The organism is Cupriavidus sp. CER-90 (genome assembly GCF_057652055.1).
The window spans coordinates 359,689-386,617 of sequence record NZ_JBYGYM010000001.1 but is presented as its reverse complement, the minus strand read 5'-3'; the positions used below and the strand labels follow the sequence as shown (position 1 = coordinate 386,617).

Here is a 26,929-nt window from a genome sequence, read left to right as displayed (position 1 = left end):
GGCCAGCACCGACAATCTTGGGGTGAATGCCGCTGCATCAGATTAACGGCGTTCCCGAGCATTCCTTGAGACTTGCCGACTGCTCTCAAGCGCTCACATCAAAAGGGATCGACCCTTCTACGTTCCCGATCTATGCCCTTTCGCGGCTGGGTAGGTTCCACGGGCCCGGATCCGGGTAGGCCGATGAGCGCAATGTCCAGGCGTTGCGTCCCGCCTACATCCAGGATCGTTACGCCTGCAAGAGGTATTTGCCAGTAAGTACAAATTTGATAATTTCGCGCCCTATGAAGAAGTAAGGCGCGGCGCTGCAAGCGACCACGCTCCCTACGCATCAGAAAATAGAAGGGAGCGGTTCGATACGTCGGGTGGAGATGCCGGCATCTCATGGATTCCGATGTGGCAACTGGTCGATGCCAACAGTCCGTACCCGGCCAATGCCGTGGGCACGGCGATCGCGTTGCCGACCGTAGACCGCACCATCATCAAGCAGGCGGACGGCGCTGCTGGCCAAATCATCGCTGGAGGCAATCTCGACATCGTCGCGTCGACCTTGTCTAACAAGGGCGGCATCATTTCAGCCGCACGCAATGTCGCGCTCAACGTCGGGAACTTCGACAATGGCCGATCGGCGACGCTGGTGGACAGCGTGACAGACGTCGTCAACCAGGCCGATTTCAATGCGCTCCTAGCCACGCTTAACCGGTTGGCACAGACAGTTCCATTTTCTGAGCTCAAGGGAGACAACCAGCAACTGCTGTTCGGTGTCATCATGCCGCCATGCATGGGCGACAGTTGTGGCATGCCACCCATCACCGGCGCACCGGTCAACATTGGTCGCGACGTCAACAACGCTGCTGTGGCGGCGCCGACGCAGTCGTCGACAACTTACCAGCTCGGCAAGGCAGGGCAGATCACCTCGGGCGGCAACCTTACCTTGACCGGATCGGGCGACCTGACCAACGCAGGCGATATCGCCGCTGCTGGCAACGTCAAGATCACGACCCCGGGTACCTTCACCAACAAGGGGGTGTACGACGTCAGTGTTTCGACGAAGGTCGGCTGTGTGCCAGGTGGCGACTGTCCGGACGATAGCAATCCCACCGTGCAGTCGGTGGCTTGGCAACAGACGCCTGCCACCATTGCCGCCGGCAATTCGCTGACCATCAACGCAGGCGGCGTGCAGAACCTGAATGCCACGCTGGCCGCGCAGGGCAATGTGGACCTCACGACCGGCGGCACGGTCACCAACCGGGCCGGTGCGATCCAGTCGATTTCTGGCGATGTCTCGATCACGGCGGCGGCGCTTATCAACCAGTCCGTCGATCCCGTCAAGCTGAACAAGAGCTATGGCGGCCAGAATCCTGCGTATGCCGGTGGCTGCAATCCGGGCGGCACCTATGGCAACAGCCAGTGCCGCGCCACCGAGGACGCTGTTGCCGGTCCGGCAGCGGTAATCTCTGGCGCCCGGGACGTCACGATCCAGACTGGATCGCTCAATAACAATGGCGCGCTGATCAGCGGTGGCCGCAATGTCAACGTGCAGGCCAGCGGCGGGGTGGACAACACCGCCATCGCGCTTAATGCCGACTGGATCGGTCGCTGGCAGGAAGACCGCAGCGGCGGCGACCGCTGGCACGATACCGGCGGCCGTTCGGTGCTGGGCAGCATCGCGTCCGGCATCCAGGCGGGCAATGCGCTGACCGTCAATTCTGGTGGCCAGATCGTCAACACCGGTAATCTGCTGGGCCAGGCTGTCGACCTGACCGGTGCGTCCATGGTCAACGGCATTACCAGCCCGAACCAGCCCACGCCGCCCATCGCCCCGCCGCAGCAGGTCATCCCGCTCGGTCCGTCGCCGGTGCCGGCCGGATCGCTGCCGCCTACGGCGACAGTCGCGCCGGACCCTACCGAGCCGTGGCAGTTCACGCCAGTGGTGGTAGCCACGCCGACCGCGCCAACGGCAACGACACCGCCTGCCGTCGACTGGCACTTCAATGCCAAGCCGGACGGCACGCCGGTGACCGCCCCCACCACGTCGAACGACCGTGCGCAGTACGTCAACCCGAACCCGGCTACCGGGGTGCTGGCTGGCGTGACGCCGAACAGCCTGCTGGCGCAATTGCCGCCGGAACTGCGCCCGGGCAACGTGACGTTCTACTACGACCCGTATACCGAAGGGCAGAAACTACAGCAGGCCGCGCTGGCGCAGACGGGGCAGGAAAGCTTCATCAGCGGCCTGTCGTGGGACAGCCAGAACAACCTGTCGGTGACCGATCAGGAAAAACTGGCGCTCTACAAAAACGCCGCCGATTACGCGAAGGAACACAACCTGGCGCTGGGCCAGGCACTGAGCGCGGACCAGGTGAAGGCGCTGGACGCGCCGATGCTGTGGTACGTCGAACAGGCGGTACCTGACCCCCGATGCACGCTGGCAAGCACGATCTGCCCGAGCGTCAACGCGCTCGTGCCGCAGGTCTACCTGCCTGAAGGCTATGCACAGGCGCTGGCGGTACCCACGGGTGGCACCATCAGCGGCGAGAACATCAAGCTGACCGTCGACGGCCAGCTTCGCAATACCGGTCAGGTCATCGCGCGCGACACGCTGACGGTCAAGGCCGAGAGCATCGACCTGAGCCCTAACGTGGTGTCCATCGGCACCAACGCGTACAAGGCGCAGGGCGGCTGGAACGTGGTGACCGGCACCGTGGTGCAGCCCGGCGGCTTCCTGTCGGCGATGCACATGGACATCGAAGCCGACAGCATTCGGGCCATCAACGACGCCTTCCGCGTGACACGCGCCGACGGCTCGGTCGACCCGGACGCCAGCGCAGCACTGGTCGCTCAGCTCAAGGAAAGCCTGGGGCTGAACTACACGGAAGGCACGGTCGCCGACGACATCCACACGCGGTTTATCAAGGAAAAAAAGGGCTTCGGCATCATCGGCCAGATTGTGGCGATGGTGGCGGCGGTGGCGATTTCGATTGTCACGGCGGGGGCGGGGGCGGCCATTGTGGGCGCTGTCGCAGGCGCTGCGTTTGCAGGAACAACCGTAGGCATTGCGATCGGAGTAGGGATTTCCGGTCTGATCGCAGGCACGCTTTCAAGTATGGTCAGCCAGCTCATTACGACGGGCTCGTTGAACATGGGTGCGGCACTAAAGTCCGGTGCGATTTCCGGCCTGACAGCCGGTCTGACACAGGGCGCGCTCGGTGCGATGAACTTGAGCAACGCCGGTATCAGCAGCATTGGCGACAATATCGCCAAGGGCAACTGGACACAGGTGGCTGGCCAACTTGGGAGCTATGCCCAGGCAACCGTCATTCGCTCAGCTATCAGCGCCGGCATCAACACGGCGGTGTATGGCGGCAGTTTCGGGCAGGCGTTTGCCGGAGGACTGGTGCGCGATGCGGCGGCGCTGGCCGCGAATGCTGCTGGGGTCAAACTGCCGGGGATTGGCTCTGATGGCGCCAATACTGAGACCATCATTGCCAATGCAGCGGCGCACGCCTTGATCGGCTGCGCGGCGCAAGGGTTGACGGGTGGGGATTGTGCTGGGGGTGCCATTGGCGGGGCGGCATCGGCCATAGCAGCGCCGTTGATTCGCGATACGGTGTATGCCGACAGCCCAGTGCTGAACTACAGCGATGACCCGGTGCGTCAGGCGCTCACGGTGGGTCTGGCGACGCTGATCGGTGGAGCAACCGGGGCCCTGCTGGGCAAGGACGCCACGTCAGCCGCGCTGGCCGCGCAGAACGAGGCGCTGAACAATCGACATCGACAGGCCCTGCACGCGGCATTGCGAATCGTGAGAATGCGCGGCTGACAAAGTTGTGCGAGCCAAATTGCACGCTGGAGGACTTCAACCGCATCGATACCCAGGTCCGGCAGGTGGAGGCGGCAGCGGCGCTTGCCAAGATGAACAACCTGACGCCAGAGCAGACACTGAAGCTGGCCGATACGCTGTCGAATCTCTTGCCGTACTATGGTTCGGCAGCGATGCTTTACCAGGCGGTGACGGGGCAGACCCTGAGTGGTCAGGAACTGGGGGACTGCAGACCGCTGGTTGTCGGGGATTCTGGGTGCCATCCCGGTGGGCGCGGCGGCTTACGGCAAGATCAGTGAGTTTGTTGCAGCAAAGGGCATTGTTGGAGGTGCAACCGGGACGGTCTGGGACTCAATAAAGGCGACCCAGCCAACCTATCCGGGATCCGTCATCCCCAAATCTTTTGAGATGTCATTGCCAAATGGGCAAAGTGTTTGGGTGCATGGCAATGCGACCGAGCATTTGGCTGAATATGCTCAGATGGTGGCTACAAACAATCCTCCAAATGTTGTTCGACTCACGACACAACAACAACTGGCAAGCTTGCAGGGAGCCGTGAATACGGCAACACAAGGTAGCGTGCCATACAACCAGCTCGTGAATGTAGCGGGATGGGAGTTGAAGTTTGCCCCGCCGCGACAGCCTGGGCAAATGCCAGCCCTTATCCATGCACTTCCTACAGGAAAGTAATACAAGTCATGGTTATCAATATTGAAAAGCCCTTGCGACTGTCCCTTGACGTTGTCGAGACGGACGAACATGTTCCGTCAATGAGAATGCAGATCGCTGTTGACGTGCAGCAGTTCGGACATGAGCTGGCCTATAGGGGTAATGCATGGTTCGACTGCGCAACGTGGGATACGTTTGTTCAGGGGCTAGCCGCGCCTGATACAACGAAGGTCTCTCTTGTTGATATGGGTGATCACTTCGCGCTAACGCTCGGCGTGGTGAGTGGGCGCTTGGAGCTAGCTTGGGAAATGAAGAAGCGTGATACCTCTGGAGCCGTTACTACTGCCACGTTCCGTTCTCCCATTGATGCCGATACGTTTGCCCATGTAACGCTGCAGTTCAAAGAGTTCGAACGCTGGTGGTAGTTGTTACTAGTGGCGCGGATATGAGGAATCCGGCTCTGGCCGGGTTCCTCATTTCTGCAGGTGTTGCTCTACAGTTCCTGTGACGGCGTTTCCACGTTGTCGACGACGACGTGCTCGCCGTCCAGGTCGAAGCGCACAAACTGTCGCCTGCCGTCGGGGAAGCGCTTCTCGACGAGCCCCTTGGGGGTGTCCGGGGTCGATACGTAGACATTTCTATTTGGCCCCAGTACGACAAGTCTAATTGGCCCCGACATACCTTCCAGAAATAATACATATTATGTTAAACAAAACATAACCCCCCACAGTGCCGGGAAACCCGCCAACATCGCCACATCGCCCCCCATCACCCACCCGAATCCTCATACCCCTCGATCACGACGATATCCGCTTGCGAGTACGGTGCGCGCAGCGCGATCAGTGCCTGGTATTCCGGCGATCGGTAGCATTCCAGCGCGCGCGCATAGCTTTCGAATTCGATGACGACGATGCGGGAGCGTGGCGCGCCCTCGACCACCGTTTTTTCGCCATTCCTGACCAGGAATCGGGCCCCGTATTTGTCGAAGACGGCCTTGTTGCCGGTGATGTAGCCCTGATAGCCGGTGGCATCGGCGATGTCGACGGCGGCCACCCAGAAACCCTTTTTCATGTCGGCTCCCTCGTTTCAGTAAATTTGAATGACTCTGACTGCACAGGCGCCTTCGTGCGGGCCGGCAAATCACTATAGTTCGGCACATGGGACGCGCAAGGCGTGATGGGGGCCGTCCGGATGGTTTGAACAAGGAGTTGGCATGGCCACAAATGGTAGCGCGGGGAGCGCGGGCAACGCAGCCAGCGCGGGCAAGCTGGATATTGGGGCGTTCGCCTTCGTGGCCGGTTATACGGATGTGATCGGGTTTATCGCGCTGGCCGGGCTGTTCACCGCGCATGTGACCGGCAACCTGATCATGATTGGGGTGGAATCCGTGGGTAGCACCGAGGGATTGTTCCTGAAGGTGCTGGCGCTACCGGTCTTCGTTGGCGCGGTTGCCCTGGCGCGGTTGACCGAGAAGCGTTTGATCCAGCGCGGTCGCGGCCCAGTGGTGCCGCTCATTGCCGCCGAGATCGTGCTGCTGGCGGCGTTTGCCGGGGTTGGCCTGCGGATGCACGCCCTGGGTGCCGGCACGGACTCGCCTCTGGCAATGCTTGCCGGCTTGCTGGCCGTGGCGGCCATGGCGATCCAGAACGCATTGTCGCGCACGTCGCTGGCGGATCTGGGTCCGACCACCATCATGACCGGCAACAGCACGCAGGTGATTATCGATCTGGTGGACCTCCCTTCTGCGTCGCCGGAGGCACGCGGCCCGATTCGCGCCAGGCTGGGAAAGATGGTGCCCAGCGTACTGTCCTTCGCCGTGGGCGCAATCCTGGGCGCGCTGGCCTACACGCGGTTCGGCTATGCGGCGGTGGCGCTGCCGATCGTCGTGCTTTTCGTGACCTGCATCCGGCGCGCCCAATCGCAGACGGCGGTGCCGGCCCGGTGATCCGCCCAACGCGGGGGCGATCGCCGCCTGGCAGGCTTACCTTTGTGCAGAAGGCCGTGTATAAGTCGGTTTCATTTGATCTGGAATCAAGAATGAGAACGACCATCGACGAATTGCTGGCCTTCGCGGCTGTCGTGGACACCGGCTCGATCACCGCCGCTGCGGAACACCTGGGGTTGACCGTCTCGGCCACCAGCCGGACGCTGAGCCGGCTGGAAGAGAAGCTTCAGACCACCCTGCTGCGCCGCACGACGCGCCGGCTCGAACTGACCGAGGAAGGCGCCGCCTTCCTGCAGCATGCGCGCGCCATCCTATCGATGATGGACGAGGCCGAAGACCAGATGGCGGCCCGGCGCATGCGTCCGTTTGGCCGGCTGCGCGTGGACGCGGCCACGCCTTTCATGCTGCATGTGATCGTGCCTCTGGTGGAAGGCTTTCGCTTGCGCTATCCCGAGGTGGAACTGGAGCTGAACTCCAACGAGGGCATCACCGACCTGATCGAAAAGCGGACCGATGTGGCCTTCCGCATCGGCGCGCTGAAAGACTCCACTCTGCATGCGCGCCCCATCGGCACAAGCCGCATCCGGGTGCTTGCCAGCCCGGATTATCTGCAGCGCCACGGGACGCCGACCAAGGTGGAGCAGCTGGCCGGCCATGTGCTGCTGGGCTTTAGCCAGCCCGATTCGCTCAACGACTGGCCGCTGCGCGATGACGACGGCGATACCGTCCATATCAAGCCGACCATCGCCTCATCGAGCGGCGAGACGCTGCGCAGCCTTGCGCTGGCGGGCCAGGGCATCGTCTGTCTGTCCGATTTCATGACGCGCGCCGACCGTCAGGCCGGGCGCCTGGTGCCGCTGTTCGCCCGGCAGACGCTCGACGTGCGTCAGTCCATCAACGCGGTCTACTACCGCAACACCGCTTTCGCCTCGCGCATTACCTGCTTTGTCGATCATGTGGTGGGCGTGCTGGGCAGCAAGCCGTTCGACGAACAGGCCTGAGGGCCGACATCGCGCGGCACCTGACGGCTACCCCTCGCCGCCTTTGCCGCCCGGCGGCATGGTTGCGCTCTGCAGCAACTGTTCGTGTAAACGCGTACAGCAGCAGCGCCTCGCGTTCGCCGTATGTGTCGAAGGCCACGCCCACATGGTGGAACGGCTCGGTGGCATCGGCGTCAGGGTCTTTGTAACGCCAGCGTGCGTTCCTCGGCCGTGTGGAAAATGGTCCCCTCGTCGGCCACGGGAAAACCAGGTTCGTCGACCAGGGCCGATTTGAGCGGACTCCCCAGCTCGATGTCGTCGGCCTGTACTTCCCTGCGCATGGGTCGCCCTTTCTGATTTGGCATTTTTCAGCCGCCACTTTAAATTTTCTTTGTCCCTTGGACAATCCCGATTCAGCGCTGCTATATTGGCGTGACCATTTTCCGGCCCGTCCATGCCATCCTGCCCATGGTACGTTTGCCAAGCCTGCTACGCCTGCCTTCGCTCGCTGTATTGGCCGTCCCGCTGCAGGGTTGCGCGGGTGCGCCTGCCGTGCCCCTCTTCGGGGCCTATTTCCCGCTCTGGCTATTGAGTGCGCTGGTCGGTATCGCGGGCGCCCTGGTGGCCTGGCGGATATTCGTGACGACCGGCTGGGCGGAAACCGTCCGCTGGCAGCTGCCGGTCAATACGGCAATCGGACTCATGATTGCCGAAATCGTATGGTTAATCGGCACGGGGCATTTTCCATGAAAATGGCAGGTATCAGGCGGGCGCCGATGCGTGGCAAATGGATTGCCCTGGCAATTGTCGTGCTGGCGGTGCTGCTTTCCATTTATGCGTGGCAGCGCGCGGTCCGCTACCCTTCCACCGACGATGCCGCGCTCGATGCCGACTTCGTGCATGTGGCCTCCCCGGTCGGCGGGCGCATTGCCCGCATCGTGGTCAGCGAAAACCAGCACGTCGCCAAAGACCAGATCCTGTTCGAGATAGATCCCGTGCCGTATCGCCTGGCCCTGGCGCAGGCGCAGGCAGACCTGGCGCTCGCCAACGCCATGCTGGGGACGCGCCGCCGAGCCATCGGCACCGAGCGCGGTACGGCGTCGGTGGCATCGGAACAGATCGCGCGTGCCGAGCAGAACTACGCGCTGACGGCGCGAACCGTGGAGCGGCTTCGCCCGCTGGCTGCCGAGGGCTATGTCCCGAAGCAGCAGCTTGACCAGGCGGAGGTGGCCTGGCGCGATGCGGCCGTGACCCTGAAGCAGGCGCAGCTGCAGCGCGCCACGACGGCGCAGGCCGTAGGCAGCGAGGACGATGCCGTGGCGACCGTGCAGGCACGCGAGGCCGCTGTAGCCATCGCCCAGCGCGCGCTGGACGACACCGTGGTCCGCGCCCCGCACGCCGGCCGCGTCAGCAGCCTGCGGTCGTTGTCGGGCGAGGTCGTGATCCCGAACCAGTCGCTGTTCCTGCTGGTCGATACCAGCGAATGGTTCGCGGTGGCCAATTTCCGTGAAACCGAGCTGGCCGGCATCCATGTTGGCGACTGTGCCACCGTCTATTCGATGATCGACCGGCGCCACGCGCTGCGCGGCACGGTGCAGGGCATCGGCGTGGGCATTACCGATACGGACCGGCTCAACCTGCCGCGCGCCCTGCCCTATGTGCAGCCATCGGTGAACTGGGTGCGCGTGGCGCGCCGCTTCCCGGTGCGGATCAAGCTCGAAGAACCGCCGGAAACGCTGGCCCGGGTGGGTGCCAGCGCAACGGTCGAGGTGCGCCATGGCGCGGCCTGCCGCTGAGGCATCGCGCCTGGGGCTGGCCGATATCGGCGCCCTGCTCGCCCCGTTTCCAGGGCGCGCCGCCGCCACCACGCGCATTGCGGCGGCCAGCACGCTCACCTGCCTGATCGCGGCGATCTATGGCACGCCCGAAGCGGCCATTTCGGCCTACGTGGTCTTCTTTATCAACCGTGCCGACCGTACCAGCAGCATCGTGATGAGCGTGGGCATGCTGGTGCTGGTCAGCCTGATCGTGGGGCTGGTGATCGTGCTGGCGGGTCTCACGCTGGACAGTGCGCTGCTGCGCGTGGCCTGCATGGCCGTCGCGTCCGCCGCGCTGCTGTTCCTGACCTCGGCCAGCAAACTGCGGCCGGTGGGCGCCATCGTGGCCATGATCGTTGGCTTCGGACTCGACGAACTGGGCCTTGTCCCGGGCGGCGAGGTGGCCACCCGGGCGCTGCTTTACGCATGGCTGCTGGTGGCGATCCCGATCGGCGCGAATGTCGTGGTGAACCTGCTGATGGGCCCATCCCCGCGGCGCCTGGCCGGCGCAGGCCTGGCGCATTGCGTGCGGGTGGCCGCGCAGGGTCTGCGACACCCGGAGGCGGGCGGCCCAGCCATCGCCCAGGCCCTGCGCGACGGCGTGCAGCCCGTGGCCGGCTGGCTAAAGCTGGCGAAGTTCGAAGGCAGCGCGAATGCGGCCGACGTCTCGGCATTGCGCCAGGCGATGACGTCGACCATGGCGATCCTGATGGCCGCCGACGTGGCCTGCCGGCAGCCCGGCGCGAGTCTTCCCGCGCCGCTTGCCGATGCGCTGGCCGACATGCTCGATGCCATGGCGCGGATGCTCGATGCGGGCGGCTATCCGGTGGAAATTACCGTGCCGCTGCCTGATATGGCCGCCGCCTTGTCGCCGCTGCAGCATTCGGTCGTGGGCGAAATGGTCCAGGCCATCGCGCACTATGCCGAGCCCGAACCCGAAGCCGCCGCTGCCGTCGGCCCGGCCGCACCCGCCGATGCCGCACAGGAAGCCGCCGACAAGAAGCGTGGCGACTTTCTCGATGCCGATGCCTTTACCAACCGCTCGCATATCCACTACGCCCTGAAGACCACCGGCGCGGCCATGTTCTGCTATCTGCTCTATCAGCAGCTCGACTGGCCGGGCATCCATACCTGCTTTATCACCGTCTATCTGGTGTCGCTGGGCACGGCGGCCGAATCGGTGGAAAAGCTCGTGTTGCGGCTGGCTGGCTGCCTGGTCGGCGCGGCGCTGGGCGCGGCCGCCATCGTCTTTGTCGTGCCGGCGCTCGATTCCGTGGGCGGCCTGCTGGCGCTGGTGTTCGCGGGCACCTGGCTGTCGGCGTGGGTGGCCATGGGCTCGCCGCGCATTGCCTACGCCGGTTTTCAGATTGCGTTCGCGTTCTATCTCTGCGTGATCCAGGGGGCGGCGCCGGGGTTCGACCTGACGATTGCCCGCGATCGCGTCATCGGCATCCTGATCGGTAACCTGGTCGTCTATCTGGTGTTCACCCGTATCTGGCCGGTCAGCATTGCCGGCCGTATCGAAGGTGCCCTGGCCACCCTGGTGAGCCAGTGGCAGGAACTGGTGGCGGCCCGCCATCCCGACCAGCGGCGGCAGCATGCCGCCACGGCGCTTGGGCTGCAGGGCGCCATCGCGCAAGACCTGGCGCTGGCCCGCTACGAGCCCGCCACGGTCGGCCCCGGGCCGGCGTGGATCGACGATCACCGGCGGCGGCTCGGTGTGCTCGATGCCGTGGCGGGCCCGCTGTTCCTGCTGGCGGAGCGATTTCCGGGCGATCCCGACGTCGCTGCGCGGCTCCAAGCCGTGAAGACGGCGGCGCCGCTGGCGCCGGCCTCGCCCGCACCGCTGGAGACCCATGCCGATGCCCGTACACGCGATGCGCTGCTAGCCATCGTCGACAAACAGCTGGCCGACTCGCCGTCCGGGCCTGCCAACCCCCCTGCTCCGCATGCACACACCTGATCCGCCGGCCCGCTCGCCGATAGGCCGCGCGCTGGTCACCGCCGCGCTGGCGCTTTCCGGTTGCGCCACGTCGGCGCTGGACCTGGCCCCGCCGCAGGCCGACCGCCCGTGGCAGCCGCAAACCGCGGCCAACGGCGAGATCATGGCCGGCGTCGCCAGCCGCCCCGCGCCACAGGATCGGCCGTCCGATTACACGCTGCCGGCCAATTCGGCGCTGGCGACCATCGCCCCGCCCGCACAGATCGACGCTGCGCACCCTTATACGCTTGCCGAACTGATCGATCTGGCGGAATCGTCGAACCCGTTGACACGGGTGGCCTGGAACGATGCGCGCAACGCGGCGCTGGCCACCGGCATCGCCCGCAGTACCTATCTGCCGCAGATTTCCGTGGCGGCGATGGGCGGCTGGACAAAGGGCCGGCTATCCAGCAACACGGCATTGGGCTCGGCCGGCGTGGATACGTCGCGCCATGGCGCGATCTCGGTGGTGTCGCTGCAATGGCTGCTGTTCGACTTCGGTGAGCGCGCGGGCCTGGTGGAAGCGGCCGAACAGGCCACGGTGGCCGCGAACATCGCCTTTACGGCCCAGCACCAGCGCATCATTCACGACGTCAGCGTGGCCTACTACCGCTACCAGGCCGCGCGCTCGCGCCGCGCCACGGTCGATCAGGCCATGGCCAATGCCGATGCCGTGCTGGCGGCGGCCAAGGCGCGCTATGCGCGTGGCGTGGGGACGGTGGTGGAGGTGGCGCAGGCCAACCAGAACCGCGCGCAGACCCATCTGGCGATGGTGCAGGCACAAGGTGCGGAGACCGATGCGTACCTGGGGCTGGTCACGGCCATCGGCATCTCGCCGCTGTCGAAGCCGGTCATTGCCGAGATGCCGCTGCGGCCACTGTCGCCGGCACTGCGCAGTTCGGTCGAGCAGATCGTGGAGCGGGCGATTGCCCAGCGGCCTGATGTGCTGGGCGCCTACGCACTGGAACGCGCCAACCAGGCCCGTGTGAAGGCGGCCGAAGCGGCCTTCCTGCCCAAGGTCTTCATGTCGGCGTTTGCCTCGTATGCGTCTGGGGGCTCGGCCATTACCGCGATTCCGCCGGTCGGCCAGCAGCCGCCCACGGTCAACCTCAACGGCTACCGGTACGGCAACAGCGTGTTCCTGGGGGTGACGCTGCCGATCTATGACGGCGGCATGCGTTCCGCCGTGCTGGCGCAGGCCCGCAACGACGTGGACAGTGCGCAGGCCAGGCTGACACGGGCCAAGGAGGAATCGGTGCGCCAGGTGGTGGTCAGCCAGAGCGCGCTGGAATCAAGCCTGGCCGCCTACGACGCCGCAAGGGCACTGGCCGATGCCGCGCAGATTACCTACGACGCGGCGTTCGCAGCCTATCGCAAGGGCGTGGGGACCGTGACCGAAGCAAACCTGGCGCAGAACCAGTTGCTGCTAGCGCGCAATGCGTCGGCCGATGCCTACAGCGCGGCACTGGCGGCGGCCGCCACGTTGGCGTTGGCGGCGGGCGACATCGGCAAGACGCCGTAGCCGGCCGCGCCCGCCCACCGTCACCCGCCGAACGCATCCTCCATCTGGCGCGCGCGCTTGACGCTGTCGCCGTGCAGGTACAGCGATGTCGTCGAGACCGACGCATGGCGCAGGTTGTCGCGCACCGTGGTCAGTTCCGCGCCCCGGGCAAGCGCGTGGGTGGCGTGGGTGTGGCGCAGCCAGTGCGGGCTGGCGCGGCGCAGCTTTTCGGCGGTGGCCGGGCGCTCGGCGTCGAGCTGGTCCGCTGCGGTGGCGAAGAACCGCTTGATGATCATCCACAGCCGGGCGCCGGTGATGCCGCCGCTTTCGTCCGGCCCCAGGTTGCCGACGATCAGCGTGGACGGGTCCCACTGCGCGCGGGTGACCGGCAGGCCGCGCTCCACCAGGTAGCGATCCAGCGCGTTGCGCGCCAACGGCGGCAGGGCGACCCGGCCGGCCTTGGCGCCCTTGCCCACCAGGTGCAGCCAGTGGTCGCCGTGGATATCGGTCTCGATATTGCGCAGCGTGGCGCCTACCAGTTCGCTGGCGCGCAGGCCGGTGGCATAGGTGAAATCCAGGATGAAGCGCAGCCGCTGGGCGGCCGGGGCTTCCCAGCCATATGACCATTCCAGCCCGTCGGCGATGCTGCGGGTCAGCATCCATTCGCCCTCGGAAAAAGCGTGCGACACGTCGAGCGCGGCCGTCTTGGCGCCGCCCCGCACCTTGAGGCCCGCAAACGGGTTCGCCAGCACGTACCGTTGCTGCACGAGCCATCGGAACAGCGCGCCCAGCACCTGCAGCGTGTAGGCGGCCGAGCGCGGCGACAGGGCGTCGGTGAACGGTTTCCAGTCTGGCGCGCTGCGTGGCCGCGCCGGCCCGACCCATCGCTCGCGCGGCGAGGGCTGGCGCAGGAAATTGCGGTAGGCGGTGGCGTCTTCGGTGGTCAGCGACGACAAAGGCCGGCCCTTCTCGATGATGGCCCAGAGGATCAGCCGCTCGGCCTCCTTGCGATAGGCGCGCAGCGTGGCCGGCGATTCGTGCAGCCCCAGCCAGGCCTGCACGGCGGCGTAGTCGTTGTCGGCGTTGAGCGAACAGGTCTCGCGCGGTGCCCGGAACTGGCCCAGCGATCCATCCACCTCATGCGGCAGGCGCCCCATCTGTTCCCACGGCACGATGACGCCGCGCGGTTCCGTGGCGATCAGCGCGCGGGCGCGGGCCGTCAGTTCGGGCCATTCCGCAAAAAATGCCTCGATCCGCCTGGCGCCGTTGACGCCCAGACCCGGGATCGTGGCCCACCATTGGCGGCGGCGCGGAATGCGGACAGTCAGGTCGGCCAGCGTGTGGATGTCCTGCGCGCGCAGCGCGGCCACGGCCGCTGGGGCCAGCCACATGCCGATGTCGTCGGCGATGGCCGGCGCGGGCGGCGGCATGGTGCGCAGCGTCTCGATGGCCTGGTCCGCCGCCCTGCCCTGCTGCGCCCGCTCAGCCGCCGTGAATTCGAACAGGACCGCCAGGTCCTCGCGGCGCCGGTAGCGCGCGTAGGCGGCCAGCTGCCGGCGTATGCCGCCAAGGATGCCCCGCGACGACTGACCGTGCGCGCGGTCGGCATCCAGATACTGCGTGACGGCTGCCCGCGTGGACATGCCGGCGTGCCACGCACGCAGCGCGGCAAGCGAATCGGCATCGGGAAAGGCATATGGCTGGGACGGGCGGCTTTTCATGCGGCGAAGTTTAGCATTCGCATGGATATATTGCGATAAGAAAAGTTATCGCAATGAAATCGATAAGGAGCGGAAACCGGGTGCCGGCGCAAAGGGGATGGCGGACCCGAAGAATCCGTTCAAGATGGGCAAAAGAAGCTTTCACTTGATCCACCGGCCCGGCTTGGGCAGCATGGGCCTACCACTGATCTGAGATCTGCCATGCGACCGCTCATCAGCCATCCGGGCCTGCTGTTTGTCGTGCTGCTGGTATTGATGGGCATTGCCACGGCCATCGGCGCGCTGGTGCTGCGCCGCATGCGTCCGCTGGGCAGCGACGGCCGCGACGACTTCAACATCATCCAGGGGGCCACGCTGACGCTGCTGGCCCTGCTGATCGGGTTCACGCTGTCGATGGCCGTGGGCCGGTACGACCAGCGCAAGAATCTGGAGGAAGAGGAAGCCAACGCGATCGGCACCGAGTATCTGCGCGTGGAATTGCTGGAACGGGACACCGACGCGCTCAAGTCGTTGCTGGTGCGCTATCTGGATCAGCGTATCCACTACTACCTGACCCGCGATGCGGCGCAAGTCGACGACATCGAGGCCGCGACGGCGCAGATCGAAGACGAGATGTGGAAGGGGGTGCGCGACGGCGCCCGTACGGCGCCGAATCCGATCACGGCGCTGGTGGTGGCCGGCATGAACGACGTGATCAATTCGCAGGGCTATACGGAAGCGGCCTGGCGCAATCACATACCGCTGGCGGCCTGGGGGCTGATGATCATCATCGCCTTCTGCAGCAGCCTGATGCAGGGCTACGGCGCGCGCACCGAGAGCACCAAGATCGTCCTGCTGCTGGTGGTGCCGCTGACCGTGTCGTTGTCGCTGGCACTGATCGCCGACATTGACAGCCCCCGGGGCGGGCTGATCCGGGTCATGCCGCAGAACCTGCTCAGCGTGCAGGCATCGTTGAAACGCTAGCCCGGATCGTCCTCAATCGGCGAGCCGGGCCGGCGGGTGGACACATCAATGCACGGTCTCGCCGCGAATCAGCAGGACTGGCTTGCTGGACTTCGAAATCACGCCTTCCGACACGCTCCCCATGATCACGCGCCGCATGCCGCGCCGGCCGTGGGTGCCCATGATGATCAGATCGGCCGGCCAATGATCGGCGCATTTGACGATGGTTCCGGAGATATTGCCGGGCGACACTGGCTTTTCGGCCAGTTCGGTGAGGCAGCGGACATTGGCATTCTCGAAGCGCCGTGCGGCGGTCGCCAGGGCCTTCTGGCCCACCTCGATCATGCCGCCCACGATCTGGCTGGGGTCAATATGGGCGTATTCGAAGAACAGTTCGCTGTCGTCAACCACGAACAGCACCTTGACTTCGGCCGACAGCTGCTTGGCCAGCCCCACTGCCTGCGAAATGGCTAGTTCCGACGATGGGCCGCCGTCCACTGCCACGAGAATTCGTTCGTACATCGATCCACCTCCGCATTGACGTTGTCGCTGTAGACAGCATAGTTCGCGGCATGGCTTGTTAATTGACCTGCATCAAACGCTGGTCAATAGCAGAAACTTTGTTTTCAGATGTACCAAGGGAGGGATACGTCACGATGTTCGGATACGATACGCAAAGGACAAACGCTATCGACCTTCATACGATGACTGTTGCCCCTGCAGCCATGCCAGCCTCGACGGCGACCGCCACGGCCGTTCGTTTGCGGCGTCTTTCACACATTGCCGCGCGGTTTTCCGCGCCTGTCCCCGCCCGCATTGCATGCCTTGCCAGTGCTGGCGCGGCCTGGCTGCTGTGCAGTGCTTCGCCGGCGTGGGCCCAGCCGCCGCAGGGTCTGCTCTGGTTTGCCGATGGGCGCCCCTCTCAGGCCGCACAAGCCGCGGTCAAGGCGTTGAATGGCGCCAGCACCGATGGGCTGGACCCGCGCGACTACGACGCCGATGGCCTGCAGCGCGCGTTGGCGCAGCTGGTCGATGCCCCGACGCCAGCGTCGGACGCGGCGCAACGCTTTGACGGTGCCCTCACGGATGCCATGAAGCGATATCTGGCCGATCTGCATCGGGGTCGCGTCGATCCGCGCAAGGTCCATGCGAATTTCTCGGTCGGCAATCTGCCCCCGTTCGATCCGGAAAGCTACTTGCGCAACGCCATGGCGGCCAACCGGCTCGCTGACGCGATGCGCGAGGCGGCCCCGTCGTTCCCGCTGTACGGCACGCTGCGCGACGCGCTGGCGAAGTATCGCAAGCTCGCCGCCGAGCCGTTCTGGAAGACTCCCCTGCCCGCGGTGGCCGGCGGCAAGCTGACGCCCGGACAGTCCTACGCCGGCCTGCCGCAACTGGCACAACGGCTGCAAGCGCTGGGCGACCTGTCACCCGGCACGCCGGTGCCACAGCGTTACGAAGGCACGCTGGTCGATGCCGTCAAGGCGTTCCAGACGCGCCACGCGCTCGATGCCGATGGCGTGATCGGCGCGGGCACGCTGGCCCAGCTCAACGTCACGCCCGCCGCGCGCGTCGACCAGATCGTGCTGACGATGGAGCGCCTGCGCTGGACGCCGCTGGCAGAAGGCCCGCGCATGATCGTGGTCAACGTGCCCGAATTCGTGCTGCGCGCCTACGACTACGACGAAGGCAAGCTGGACATCAGGCTGGAGATGAAGGTCATCGTGGGCAAGGCGCTCGATACCCGCACGCCGCTGTTCAAGGAGGACATGCGCTATATCGAGTTCAGCCCTTACTGGAACGTGCCGTCGTCGATCGCGCGCAAGGAAGTCATCCCGAAATCCCAGCGCGATCCCGGCTATTTCACGCGGCAGGGCTTCGAGTTCGTCTACGGCACCCAGGCGAATGCCACGTTCAGCCAGGCCAATGTCGATGCGGTGCTGAACGGGCAGGCGCGCATCCGCCAACGGCCCGGCCCGCTCAATGCGCTGGGGGACATCAAGTTCATCTTCCCGAACAACCAGGCCATCTATCTGCACCACACGCCCACGCCGGAACTGTTCAAGCGTGGCCGGCGCGATTTCAGTCACGGCTGCATCCGCGTGGAAGATCCTGTCGCGCTGGCGCAATTCACGCTTCAGGGCATGCCCGAGTGGACCCCGGCGCGTATCCGTGAGGCCATGACGGCGGGCAAGTCGAAGACCATTGCGCTACAGCAACCGGTGCCCGTGGTGCTGGCCTATGGCACTGCCATTGCGCGCGCCGACGGACGGGTATACTTCGTGCCTGACATTTACGGACAGGACAAACTGCTGGACCAGGCGCTGCGGCAGCGCACGGGTGCCAAGCCTGCCGTACGGCCTTCATGAATGCCGCGCCGTTGTAAAAGTTTCCATGTCCGAATCCAGTTCCAGCCATCGTCGCCGTTTTTTTCATCGTGCAGGTGCCATCGCGCTAGGCGCGGGCCTGTCGACGCTGGCGCCTCGCGCCGCCCTGGCGGCGTTGGGCCCCGATGCCCGCTCGCTGTCCTTCGAACACACCCATACCGGCGAACACCTTTCGCTGGTCTATGCCATGGGCGATCAGGTTCTGCCGCAGGCGCAGACCTCGCTCAACCACTTTCTGCGCGATCACTACTCGGGCACGGTGGGTGAAATTGACCCGAAGCTGTTCGGTCTGCTGTTCGCGCTGCGGCGCGAATTGGGTAGCGACGCGCCGTTCCAGGTGATTTCGGGCTACCGCTGCCCCGTGACCAACGAGCGCCTGCGCAAGACACGCGGCGGTGGTGTCGCCCGGCGCAGCCTGCACATGGATGGCATGGCCATCGACATCCGCCTGCCCGGCGTGGCGCTGGCCGACCTGCGCGATGCGGCGCAGACGCTGCAGGCCGGTGGTGTCGGCTTCTACAAGTCCGAGAACTTCGTTCATGTGGACACGGGGCGCGTACGAAGCTGGGGCTAGCTGCGAAGCCGCGCGGGCCGGTCGCCCACACGGATATGTCACCACCATGTCCGTCAACCGAATCCTCCATCGAGAACGGGCGGCGATTGTTTCACATGTATGACATGAGACGTCCCTAGACTGCGTCCTCTTTCGACGGCCTGCCCGCCGTCTCTATCTAGAGGACCCTGTCATGTCTCTTTCCCAGCCCGGGATTCCATCGGCCATTGCGGTCGCCTGCCTTGCCTTCCTGCTCAGCGCCTGCGGCGGCGGCGACGACAACAACAGCCAAAGCGCCTCTACCGCCACGCCGCTGGCCGTGCCGGCGCCGCCGGCCGATCCCGGGTTTGTCGACAGCGCCCCCGTACAGGCGTCGGTGCTGCCGTTTGTCGACAATATCGCCACCAACCAGCGCGGTGACGCACGCTATGCGACCGTCGACACCAATGCCGGCGTCCGCGTGGTCAAGGGTTTCCTCGATGTCTGGGAACCGCTGACGCGGCTGGTTGACGCCGGGGCGCCGGCAGCGGCCAACGGCAGCTTCCCGGCCGTCGCGGCGTCCGCGTGGACCGGCCTGCCGAACGACGGCACGGCCGGTGGTTCGGTGACCAACGCCGCCGTGCACAAGGCGAACATCCAGTACGTCATCAACGCCACCACGCAGCGTACGGCCGCGCAGGCCGAGGCCGCCTACTTCGACGACCGCCGCGGCAAGAACTACAGCGTGACCGATGGCATGGGCCCGCTCACGGCAGCATGGCGATCCGCTGCCCAGCAGACCACGACCATCACCAGCGTTCCGGCCGACGCCACCACCGTCAAATATGACGATGGTGGCAACAACGCCGGGGTGGCCGGTGCCGGCAACGCGGCCTTCGGCGACGTGATCGCGATGGTCAACAAGGTGGGCGACAACGCCTCGACCGAGCCGTCCAAGCGCTTCTACAAGTACGCCCGTCCGTACCGCTGGAGTTCCAGCGTGGTCCTGGCGCCGACGCTGGTGCCGGCCATCAGCACCGATCCCACGACCGACGGCGGCTTCATCAGCGGCCACACGGCCGAGGCGCTGCGCAATGCCGTGGTGATGGCCTACCTGGTTCCCGAGCGGTTCCAGGAAATGCTGAGCCGCGGCATGGAGCTGGGCGAAAACCGCATCCTCGCCGGCATGCATTCGCCGCTCGACGTGATCGGCGGCCGCATGCTCGGCATTGCCTCGGCGGCGGCCAACCTCTATGCACCGGCCAACGCCACGCTGAAGGCCTCGGCCTATGCCCAGGCCCATACCACGCTGATGGCGGCCACCGGCACCACGCCGGCCACCTTCCGCACCTTCGCGCAGCCGGGTACCGTCAGCAACGACCGCTTTGCCGACTACGCCGCCAACAAGGCCAACTTCCTGCGCCGCATGACGTTCGGCTTCGCGCAGATCGGCTCGGCCACTGCCGACCCCGTGGTGCCCAAGGGCGCCGAGGTGATGCTGGAAACGCGCTTCCCGTACCTGAGCGCCGACCAGCGTCGCGTGGTGCTGAAGACCACCGAGATCGCGTCGGGCTATCCGGTCATGGACGATGCGGAAGGCTGGGGCCGCCTCAACCTGTTCGCCGCCGGCGACGGCTATGGCGCGTTCAACGGCAACGTCGTGGTATCGATGGATGCCAGCAAGGGGGGATTCAATGCCGGTGACATCTGGCGCAACGATATCGCGGGCGCGGGCAAGTTCACGCTCGCCGGCACCGGCAACCTGAAGCTCGGCGGTGCCAACACCTACGCCGGCGGCACGCAGGTGGCAGGCGGCGCGCTCGAGGCGGTGTCGGCCAAGGCGTTTGGTACGGGCGATGTCTACCTGGGCGCGGGGTCGGTCATCATCAACGCACCGCAAAGCGTGGCGATTGCCGGCAAGTACACGCAACTGGCCGACACCACGCTCGATCTGCGCGTCGGCCCCAATGGCCAGGGCCGCATGACGGTAGCGGGCGTCACGACCATCGCCGGCGGCACGCTGCACGTCGCATTTGTCGATGGCTATGCGCCGAAGGCGGGCGACACGATCGCCGTCATCACCGGCAGCAGCATCAAGGGCCAGTTCGCCACCGTCGCCGTGGACGGCTACAAGGCCACGCCGGTCTACTCCGCGAACGGCGTGCAGATCCGCATCGACGGCTGATCTGCCCTGCGGTGACGTCCCCTGTCGCCGCGCCTGCGCGTGCGGCAGGGCCCTCCCCGTTGATGGCCTAGTTGCCGATCACGACGGGCTTCGTCCAGTCTTCGATCTGGATTCCGGGATAAGCCTCGAAGTCGCGCACATTGCTGGTCACAACGATGGCGCCAATCGAACGCGCATGCGATGCAATCAGTTTGTCGAGCGCGTCTGCTTTGCGTTGGCGCGTGGCGGCGCGAATCGGGCCGTAGGCATGCGCGGCAGCGGCCGTAAATGGCATGACGGGAAGGCGACCGACGAGCGCATCCAGAGCCTGACGCGCCCGGCCAGGTTCGCTGGATACCGACACGCCGTATTCCAGCTCCGCGAGCGTAATGGCCGACAGCACGACTTCTCCCTCGAAACAGTTGGCCATCCGCTCGGCTACCTGAGGGGGCTGTTGCTTCATCAGGTAGATGCAAATGTTCGTGTCCAGCATATAGGTGGGCATCAGAACGGCTCCCGCTCCGCCTGGGATTGTTCGCCGCGGCCATCGGCCATGAAGTCGTCGGGGAATGCCGCAAAGAGATCGAGCACCCCGGTCAATCGCCGACGCGCCGGGCGGATTCGTAGCTCGTCCCCAACACGCTCGATCTCGAAAGGCGTGTCGGTGTCGGGATAGGCGAGGTCTGCCGGGATTCTCACTGCCTGGGAGTTTCCGTTACGGAACAGCTTGGTTCGGTGCATGGTGGCTTTCATGTTGGTTCATGCTTGCGAACGAGTATATACCGCCAGCACCGTATGTACATCCAGTGTGTACATATTGTTCACGTTGTGCCACTCTTGGCACATTTGGGGTCTATCGTCATGCCTTGCGGCTGTCCCTGCTCTACCCCCTCGCCTCGCGCCGCACCGCCTGCGGCGGCATGCCGAAGCCGCGGAGAAATGCCTCGCGCAGGTGACGGCGGTCGCGGAATCCGGTCTCTTTTGCCACCACGTCCAGGGGATGGCGGCTCTGTTCGATCATCAGCCGGGCGGCCTCCAGGCGCAGGCTTTCCACGGCCTTGGCCGGTGACTGCCCGGTTTCGGCCGTGAACACGCGGCTGAACTGACGGGGGCTCAGATGCACGGCGCTGGCCAGCTCTTCCACGGTCAGCGGCTGGTGCAGATGCTTGCGAGCGTAGTCGAGCGCACTCTGGATGCGGTCGGACTTGGGCGCCAAGTCGAGCAATTCGGAGTGCTGCGACTGGCCGCCGGAGCGGCGCTGGTACATCACGAGCTTGTGCGCCACGGACCGCGCGACATCGGCGCCGAGGTCGGTTTCCACCATCGCCAGCGCCAGGTCCAGCCCGGCCGTCATGCCGGCGGACGTCCAGATGGGCCCATCGACGATATGGATGCGGTCGTCTTCCACCCGGATCTGCGGGTGCGCGCGCTGCATGTCCCGCGCGTAGAACCAGTGCGTGGTGGCGCGCCGGCCGTCGAGCAGCCCGGCCTCGGCCAGGATGAAGGCCCCGGTGCAGATCGACGCCACCCGGCGTGCCCGCGGCGCGGCCTTGCGCACCAGGTCTAGCATCGGCTGCGGCGTGGGCGTGGCCACCGGGTCCGCCGCGCCGGCCAGCACCCAGGTGTCCACGGTGATCCGCGCGCCGGCAGGGCGCGTTTCGACGGCCATGCCCAGTGACGACCGCACCTGGCCGCCCGCCACCGAGTAGCTGTCGATCCGGTAGAACGGCTCGCCCGCTACCAGGTTGGCGTACTCGAACACGCTTTGTGCCGCCAGCGCCATCACCTGGAAGCCATCCATCAGCAGAAATCCCACCCTGTGCATGTCATCCCCCAGTTGTGTCCGATGTCCTGAAACATGACTATATACGTCATTTCGGCCAACCGTGAACCGGTCTACGATGCTTCACATGGATGCAGCGCATCCGAATTGAACCCTGAATGGAGAAGCATCATGACGCAGCAACATCACCTGGGCACGGCACTTGTCACCGGCGCATCGTCGGGCATCGGCGCCATCTATGCGGACCGGCTGGCACGGCGCGGTTACGACCTCGTGCTCGTGGCGCGCAATCGCGACAAGCTCGACACGCTGGCGCGCCGCATCACCGACGAAACGGGCCGGGCCGTCGAAGTGTTCGCGGCCGATCTCAACGACCGCGCATCGCTGGCCCGTGTGGAAGAGAAACTCCGCACCGATGCGAGCATCACGCTCCTGGTGAACAACGCCGGCATCGGCACGCACACGCCGCTGCTGGACAGCGACGTAGACGCGATGACCAAGATGATCGACCTGAACGTCACCGCGCTGACGCGCCTGACCTACGCCGCCGTGCCGGGCTTCGTGGCGCGCGGCAAGGGGGCGATCATCAATATCTCGTCGATTGTCGGCATCGCGCCGGAGGTGCTCAACGGGGTCTATGGCGGCAGCAAGGCATTCGTAACCGCGTTCAGCCAGTCTCTGCACCATGAGGTCGGCGCCCGGGGCGTGCGCGTGCAGGCGGTGCTGCCCGGTGCCACGGCCACCGATTTCTGGGAAACCGGCGGCCTGCCCGTGGAGAATCTGGACCCGGCCATCGTGATGCAGGCCACCGATATGGTCGATGCCGCGCTGGTTGGCTTCGACAATGGCGAACTGATCACGATCCCGTCGCTGCACGCGATCGAGCACTGGAACGCCTATGAAGCCGCACGCGGTGCAATGGCCGGCGTGCTGTCGAACCGCACGCCCGCCCCGCGCTATGTGAAGGGCTGACGTGTCACCCCGCCGGCTGGCTCAGGAATGGCAGACCAGGCCGTCCTGCAGCTGGCTGGCCTCGTAGGCGACGTCGCCGGCGCGCTGTTCGCGGGCGCGCTGCAAGGCCCCATTGTTGCGCCAGTCGCGCGTGGCCTGGTCGAACCACGCGGCGGACTGCGGATCGGCGGCATGCAGGCCGATGCGCGCGGCGCCGGCGTCTGCCTGCAGTATGCCGTCCAGCTTGCGGTAGAAGCGCCATTCCTGGAGCGTCAGCAGGCGCGCCACGACCGGCGCATCGTCGGCAAGCGCCTGGCATTCGCCAGCCAGAAAGCCTGTGGCGGCGCGAATCGATGAGGCGTAGACCTTTGGCACGCCCTGGAAGTCCTGCGCGATACGGGTGGCATAGGCGCTGCCCTGCCCCACGCAAACCGGCTGCCCGCGCAAGTCGCCGGTGCGCTGGTAGCGGCTGCCGCGCAGCACCAGCAGCGACCCTTCGCCGATGGCGTAGGCCGCCCCGACAGGCGCCACGGATTCGCCGGGCAGCGACGGGCGGGCGCCGGCCACGACCACGTCCACCTCACGCTGCGCGGCCTGCCACGCCGGCGACCCCGGTTCGCCAGGCAGCCCGATGACCTGCAGCTTCACGCCAAGGCGGTCCGCCACAAAGCGCGCCATGGCCACGTCGAACTGGTCCGGCGCGGGCGGCGTGGGCGCCTTGGGCGGCGCCGGGCGCGCGTATTGGCGCACGCCCACGACCAGCGTGCCGCGCTGCTGTACCGATTGCAGCCACGGACCCGGCGCGACGGGCCGCGTCACGGCATAGGCCGCGGCAATGCCGGCCAGCGCCAGCAGCGCGGCCAGCCAGCGGTATCGGCGCAACCTAGCCATTGAGCGTCAGCCCCTTGCGCCAACGCGTGAGGCGCCGTTCCACCACCGCCAGCACATAGTTGAGCGTCAGGCCCAGCAACGCCAGCAGCAGGATGCCCGCGTACATCGTCGGAATCTGGAACACTTCCTGCGAGTTCAGCGTCAGGAAGCCCAGCCCCGAGTGGGCGCCGATCATCTCGGCTGCCACCAGTGCCGTGATGCAATAGGTGCCCGCCAGCCGTACGCCAGTAAAGATCGACGGCGAAGCCGCCGGCAGCACCACCTTGCGGAACACGAACAGGCGGTTGGCGCCCATCGAGCGGGCCGAATCGATCAGCAGCCGGTCCACCTGCTTGACCCCGCTGATCGTGCTCAGCAGCACCGGCCAGAACGACGCCCAGAAGATGATGGCCACCTTGGACGTCTCGCCAATGCCCAGGAACAGGATGAACACCGGGAACAACGCAAAGGCCGAGGTCTGGCGGAACAATTGCAGAATGGGATCGACAATGGCCTCGAAGCGGCTGAACCACCCCATCAGCAGGCCCAGCACCACGCCCAGTCCGATGGCGGACAGCAGCCCGTACAACGACCGCTGCAGGCTGGCGAACAGGTGCTTGAACAGCGCGCCGCTGCTGACCAGATCCCAGATCGTGACGATGATCTGCGATGGCGGGCTCAGATAGGCGTCGCTGACGATATGCAGGCGCGGCACCAGTTCCCAGATCAGCAGGAAGGCAACGATGCCCAGAAGGCCAAGCGCCCGGTCGCCCAGCCGGGAAAGCGAAGCGGCGCGGCTCATGATGCCGCCTTTGCCACGGGCGGCGCCACGGTCCCGACGGCCTTATGCCCGGTCTGCCCGGTCTCAGCGGCCTGCCCGACAGGCGCGCGCTCGCCCTGCAGGCGTTCGCCCGGGTTGGCCGTGGCGCCCAGCGGGCGCGGCACGGCGGCCGGGTTGGCCATCTGCACTTCGTCCTTGAGGATGTCCCACGCCTGCTGGCGCAGCCGGATGAACGCCTCGGAATTGCGCACCTCGGCGGCGCGCGGGCGTGGCAATGGCACGTCGATGATCTGCTTGATGGTGCCCGGGCGCCGGGTCATCACGGCAATCCGGTCGGACAGGAAGATGGCCTCGTCCAGGCTGTGCGTGATGAACACGATGGTCTTGCGCCGCTGCTCCCAGATGCGCAGCAGTTCGCCCTGCAGGATTTCGCGGGTCTGCGCGTCCAGCGCGGCGAACGGTTCGTCCATCAGCAGCACTTCGGGCTGATAGGCCAGCGACCGGGCAATGGCCACGCGCTGCTTCATGCCCCCCGAGATCTCGTGCGGATAACGCTGGCCAAAGCCGGTCAGCCCCACCAGTTCCAGATATTCCTCGGCAATCACGCGGCGCTTCGCCTTCGGCACGCCGCGAATCTCCAGGCCGACCTCGATGTTCTGCAGCACGGTGCGCCACGGGAACAGCGCATAGCCCTGAAACACCACGCCTTGCGCGGGATGGATGCCGCGCAGCGGCTGGCCGTCGATGGCGATGTCGCCGCCCGTGCGTTCGGTCAGCCCGGCCAGGATGCTCAGAAAGGTGGACTTGCCGCAGCCTGACGGCCCCAGGATGGAAATAAACTCGCCCTCGCGGATATCGAGGTCGAAGTCGCGCAGCACGGCCACGTTGTCGGCGCGGCCTGCTTCATTGCGCACGGCATAGTCCATCTTGACACCGCGCGCCACGATCTTGTGGCTCATGGGGTCGGTCCTATGCCTTGGCGAACGGGTTGAAATCGTTCGTGTAGATGTCGCGGGCGGCCACCTTGCCCCGGCTCAGCTTGCCCTCGGCCTCCAGCACGTCGATGTAGTACTGGATCGGCGGCTCGGTGACCACCAGGTTGTCCACGTAGGCGTAACGGTCAACGAATTCCAGCTGCAGGTTGATGCGCCTGGACACCAGCTTGCGCGCCTCTTCCGGGTTGGCGTTGACCCAGTTGGCGGCCTTGGCCAGCGCGGTCACCACGTCGCGCACGTTTTCCGGGTGCTCGCGCAGGAACTTGCCATGCACGCTGTACGGCTGCATGCCGCCCAGGCCGCCATCGAGGTCGAAATCGCTCCACAGCCGCGTGAGCTTGTCGGCATGGTCGGCGCGGCCCGAGAACGGCGCGTGGATGATGGCCAGGTCGGTATTGCCGGTGACCAGCGTCTGCTCGGCCTGGTCGTCGGGGATCACCACGAAGTTGATCTTGTTGACGTCCACCCCCTTCTGGCGCAGGAAGGTCTTGGTCACGAACTCGGCGCAGGCGCCGAAGCTGTTGATGCCGATGGTCTTGCCTTCCAGGTCCTTCGGCGCGCGGATGCCCGAGTCCTTGCGCACAAAGTACTTCATGTGCGGGGCATCCTGCAGCGTCTTGTTGCCCGCCGCCACGATCTTGAGGTCGGCCCCGGCCGCCACGGCCGAGATCACCAGCGGCACCATGCGCGAGCCGAAATCGATCTCGCCGGTGCCGGTCAGCGGAATGATCTGCGGCGCGGCCACCTTGCCGATGTAGTTGGGCCGCGTATTGGTGCCCTCGAAGTAGCCCAGCTGGTCGGCCAGGTAGACCAGGTCGAAGGTGGGATTGTCCGGATACTTGAAGCTGACCTTGTCGCCGGCCTTGCCGATGACGGCCGGTGCGGCCGGCGCGGCGGTGCTGGCCGCGGAATCGCCCTTCGAGCACGCGGCCAGCAGCGGACCCATGCTGCCGGCCAGTGCCAGTGATGCCAGTTGCTTGAGCGCGCCACGGCGGCCGGGCGCGCGAGAGGAAAGTTCGGAGGCCATATTGTTGTGTGATGAGTGCAGTTCCCTTCGCAGTATTGCGAAGCGGCGCGCTCACACACA

At 65.7% G+C, this 26,929-nt stretch carries 25 protein-coding genes; 14 read left to right on the top strand and 11 right to left on the bottom strand.

All coding sequences use genetic code 11. The annotated features are described in order from the left end of the window. Nucleotides 1–394 precede the first annotated feature (394 nt). The 3 genes from AC24R4_RS01705 to AC24R4_RS01695 all read left to right on the top strand — a co-directional run bounded on the left by AC24R4_RS01705 (nucleotide 395) and on the right by AC24R4_RS01695 (nucleotide 4,917). Entirely contained in the window at nucleotides 395–3,823 is a 3,429-nt protein-coding gene (locus tag AC24R4_RS01705) for a DUF637 domain-containing protein (RefSeq protein WP_487522067.1), read from the top strand. Between the two features lie 240 nt (nucleotides 3,824–4,063). Beyond that, on the top strand, nucleotides 4,064–4,513 hold the full coding sequence (locus AC24R4_RS01700; RefSeq protein WP_487522066.1) for a hypothetical protein: 450 nt from the start codon (nucleotides 4,064–4,066) through the stop codon (nucleotides 4,511–4,513). A gap of 8 nt (nucleotides 4,514–4,521) precedes the next feature. Beyond that, nucleotides 4,522–4,917, top strand: a complete 396-nt coding sequence (locus tag AC24R4_RS01695) for a hypothetical protein (protein WP_487522065.1) — start codon at nucleotides 4,522–4,524, stop codon at nucleotides 4,915–4,917. A gap of 343 nt (nucleotides 4,918–5,260) precedes the next feature. Here the strand turns inward: AC24R4_RS01695 and AC24R4_RS01690 are convergent, their stop codons facing one another. Next, nucleotides 5,261–5,563 (bottom strand): DUF1330 domain-containing protein, encoded by a 303-nt coding sequence (locus AC24R4_RS01690; RefSeq protein ID WP_487522064.1) that lies wholly within the window; start codon nucleotides 5,561–5,563, stop codon nucleotides 5,261–5,263. A gap of 142 nt (nucleotides 5,564–5,705) precedes the next feature. On the opposite strand from AC24R4_RS01690, the gene AC24R4_RS01685 reads away from it, so the two are divergent. Together AC24R4_RS01685 and AC24R4_RS01680 are read left to right on the top strand one after the other, a co-directional pair. Continuing rightward, nucleotides 5,706–6,437, top strand: coding sequence for a YoaK family protein (locus tag AC24R4_RS01685; protein WP_487522063.1), 732 nt, complete (start codon nucleotides 5,706–5,708; stop codon nucleotides 6,435–6,437). Nucleotides 6,438–6,529: 92 nt separating this feature from the next. Next, complete coding sequence (locus tag AC24R4_RS01680) at nucleotides 6,530–7,438, top strand: LysR substrate-binding domain-containing protein (protein ID WP_487522062.1); 909 nt, start codon at nucleotides 6,530–6,532, stop codon at nucleotides 7,436–7,438. A gap of 173 nt (nucleotides 7,439–7,611) precedes the next feature. On the opposite strand, the gene AC24R4_RS01675 is transcribed toward AC24R4_RS01680, so the two are convergent. Beyond that, nucleotides 7,612–7,758, bottom strand: coding sequence for a hypothetical protein (locus AC24R4_RS01675; protein ID WP_487522061.1), 147 nt, complete (start codon nucleotides 7,756–7,758; stop codon nucleotides 7,612–7,614). A gap of 127 nt (nucleotides 7,759–7,885) precedes the next feature. Here AC24R4_RS01675 and AC24R4_RS01670 point away from each other — a divergent pair, with 127 nt between their 5' ends. Genes AC24R4_RS01670 through AC24R4_RS01655 form a run of 4 tightly spaced genes read left to right on the top strand, consistent with a single transcriptional unit; the run spans nucleotide 7,886 to nucleotide 12,737 of the window. Continuing rightward, a complete protein-coding gene (locus AC24R4_RS01670; protein WP_487522965.1) occupies nucleotides 7,886–8,167 on the top strand; it encodes a hypothetical protein in 282 nt (93 codons plus the stop codon). Continuing rightward, the gene (gene mdtN, locus AC24R4_RS01665; protein ID WP_487522060.1) at nucleotides 8,164–9,213 is read left to right on the top strand and encodes a multidrug transporter subunit MdtN; all 1,050 of its coding nucleotides are present in this window, start codon (nucleotides 8,164–8,166) and stop codon (nucleotides 9,211–9,213) included. Before AC24R4_RS01670 ends, mdtN begins: the two co-directional genes overlap by 4 nt. Further along, on the top strand, nucleotides 9,194–11,197 hold the full coding sequence (locus AC24R4_RS01660) for an FUSC family protein (RefSeq protein ID WP_487522059.1): 2,004 nt from the start codon (nucleotides 9,194–9,196) through the stop codon (nucleotides 11,195–11,197). Before mdtN ends, AC24R4_RS01660 begins: the two co-directional genes overlap by 20 nt. Next, nucleotides 11,184–12,737: a TolC family protein gene (locus AC24R4_RS01655; protein ID WP_400395770.1), complete on the top strand. Its 1,554-nt coding sequence runs from the start codon at nucleotides 11,184–11,186 to the stop codon at nucleotides 12,735–12,737. Before AC24R4_RS01660 ends, AC24R4_RS01655 begins: the two co-directional genes overlap by 14 nt. Before the next feature lie 20 nt (nucleotides 12,738–12,757). On the opposite strand, the gene AC24R4_RS01650 is transcribed toward AC24R4_RS01655, so the two are convergent. Further along, a complete protein-coding gene (locus AC24R4_RS01650) occupies nucleotides 12,758–14,437 on the bottom strand; it encodes a site-specific integrase (RefSeq protein WP_400395769.1) in 1,680 nt (559 codons plus the stop codon). A 201-nt stretch (nucleotides 14,438–14,638) separates the two neighbouring features. Between AC24R4_RS01650 and AC24R4_RS01645 the strand changes: the two genes are divergently transcribed. Continuing rightward, nucleotides 14,639–15,400, top strand: coding sequence for a bestrophin-like domain (locus tag AC24R4_RS01645; RefSeq protein ID WP_487522058.1), 762 nt, complete (start codon nucleotides 14,639–14,641; stop codon nucleotides 15,398–15,400). A 45-nt stretch (nucleotides 15,401–15,445) separates the two neighbouring features. Here the strand turns inward: AC24R4_RS01645 and AC24R4_RS01640 are convergent, their stop codons facing one another. Then, a complete protein-coding gene (locus AC24R4_RS01640; protein WP_487522057.1) occupies nucleotides 15,446–15,901 on the bottom strand; it encodes a universal stress protein in 456 nt (151 codons plus the stop codon). Nucleotides 15,902–16,104: 203 nt separating this feature from the next. On the opposite strand from AC24R4_RS01640, the gene AC24R4_RS01635 reads away from it, so the two are divergent. The 3 genes from AC24R4_RS01635 to AC24R4_RS01625 all read left to right on the top strand — a co-directional run bounded on the left by AC24R4_RS01635 (nucleotide 16,105) and on the right by AC24R4_RS01625 (nucleotide 20,483). Next, nucleotides 16,105–17,748 (top strand): L,D-transpeptidase family protein, encoded by a 1,644-nt coding sequence (locus AC24R4_RS01635; RefSeq protein WP_487522056.1) that lies wholly within the window; start codon nucleotides 16,105–16,107, stop codon nucleotides 17,746–17,748. A 25-nt stretch (nucleotides 17,749–17,773) separates the two neighbouring features. Beyond that, nucleotides 17,774–18,340, top strand: a complete 567-nt coding sequence (gene mepK / locus AC24R4_RS01630) for a peptidoglycan L,D-endopeptidase MepK (RefSeq protein ID WP_487522055.1) — start codon at nucleotides 17,774–17,776, stop codon at nucleotides 18,338–18,340. A gap of 172 nt (nucleotides 18,341–18,512) precedes the next feature. Further along, nucleotides 18,513–20,483: an acid phosphatase gene (locus tag AC24R4_RS01625; RefSeq protein WP_487522054.1), complete on the top strand. Its 1,971-nt coding sequence runs from the start codon at nucleotides 18,513–18,515 to the stop codon at nucleotides 20,481–20,483. A gap of 67 nt (nucleotides 20,484–20,550) precedes the next feature. Here the strand turns inward: AC24R4_RS01625 and AC24R4_RS01620 are convergent, their stop codons facing one another. From AC24R4_RS01620 to AC24R4_RS01610, 3 genes are all read right to left on the bottom strand, one after another. Then, nucleotides 20,551–20,967, bottom strand: a complete 417-nt coding sequence (locus AC24R4_RS01620) for a PIN domain-containing protein (RefSeq protein ID WP_487522053.1) — start codon at nucleotides 20,965–20,967, stop codon at nucleotides 20,551–20,553. Beyond that, nucleotides 20,967–21,203 (bottom strand): antitoxin, encoded by a 237-nt coding sequence (locus tag AC24R4_RS01615; RefSeq protein ID WP_487522964.1) that lies wholly within the window; start codon nucleotides 21,201–21,203, stop codon nucleotides 20,967–20,969. Before AC24R4_RS01615 ends, AC24R4_RS01620 begins: the two co-directional genes overlap by 1 nt. A 142-nt stretch (nucleotides 21,204–21,345) precedes the next feature. Next, the gene (locus AC24R4_RS01610) at nucleotides 21,346–22,287 is read right to left on the bottom strand and encodes a GlxA family transcriptional regulator (protein ID WP_487522052.1); all 942 of its coding nucleotides are present in this window, start codon (nucleotides 22,285–22,287) and stop codon (nucleotides 21,346–21,348) included. A gap of 129 nt (nucleotides 22,288–22,416) precedes the next feature. Here AC24R4_RS01610 and AC24R4_RS01605 point away from each other — a divergent pair, with 129 nt between their 5' ends. After that, nucleotides 22,417–23,217, top strand: a complete 801-nt coding sequence (locus AC24R4_RS01605) for an SDR family NAD(P)-dependent oxidoreductase (protein ID WP_487522051.1) — start codon at nucleotides 22,417–22,419, stop codon at nucleotides 23,215–23,217. A 21-nt stretch (nucleotides 23,218–23,238) separates the two neighbouring features. On the opposite strand, the gene AC24R4_RS01600 is transcribed toward AC24R4_RS01605, so the two are convergent. From AC24R4_RS01600 to AC24R4_RS01585, 4 genes are read right to left on the bottom strand one after another with little or no spacing between them, the layout of a single operon-like run. Beyond that, a complete protein-coding gene (locus AC24R4_RS01600) occupies nucleotides 23,239–24,087 on the bottom strand; it encodes a type 2 periplasmic-binding domain-containing protein (RefSeq protein WP_487522050.1) in 849 nt (282 codons plus the stop codon). Then, complete coding sequence (locus AC24R4_RS01595; protein ID WP_400395944.1) at nucleotides 24,080–24,868, bottom strand: ABC transporter permease; 789 nt, start codon at nucleotides 24,866–24,868, stop codon at nucleotides 24,080–24,082. Before AC24R4_RS01595 ends, AC24R4_RS01600 begins: the two co-directional genes overlap by 8 nt. Next, complete coding sequence (locus AC24R4_RS01590; RefSeq protein WP_400395942.1) at nucleotides 24,865–25,806, bottom strand: ABC transporter ATP-binding protein; 942 nt, start codon at nucleotides 25,804–25,806, stop codon at nucleotides 24,865–24,867. Before AC24R4_RS01590 ends, AC24R4_RS01595 begins: the two co-directional genes overlap by 4 nt. A 10-nt stretch (nucleotides 25,807–25,816) precedes the next feature. Further along, nucleotides 25,817–26,869, bottom strand: coding sequence for an ABC transporter substrate-binding protein (locus AC24R4_RS01585; RefSeq protein ID WP_400395940.1), 1,053 nt, complete (start codon nucleotides 26,867–26,869; stop codon nucleotides 25,817–25,819). Nucleotides 26,870–26,929 lie beyond the last annotated feature (60 nt).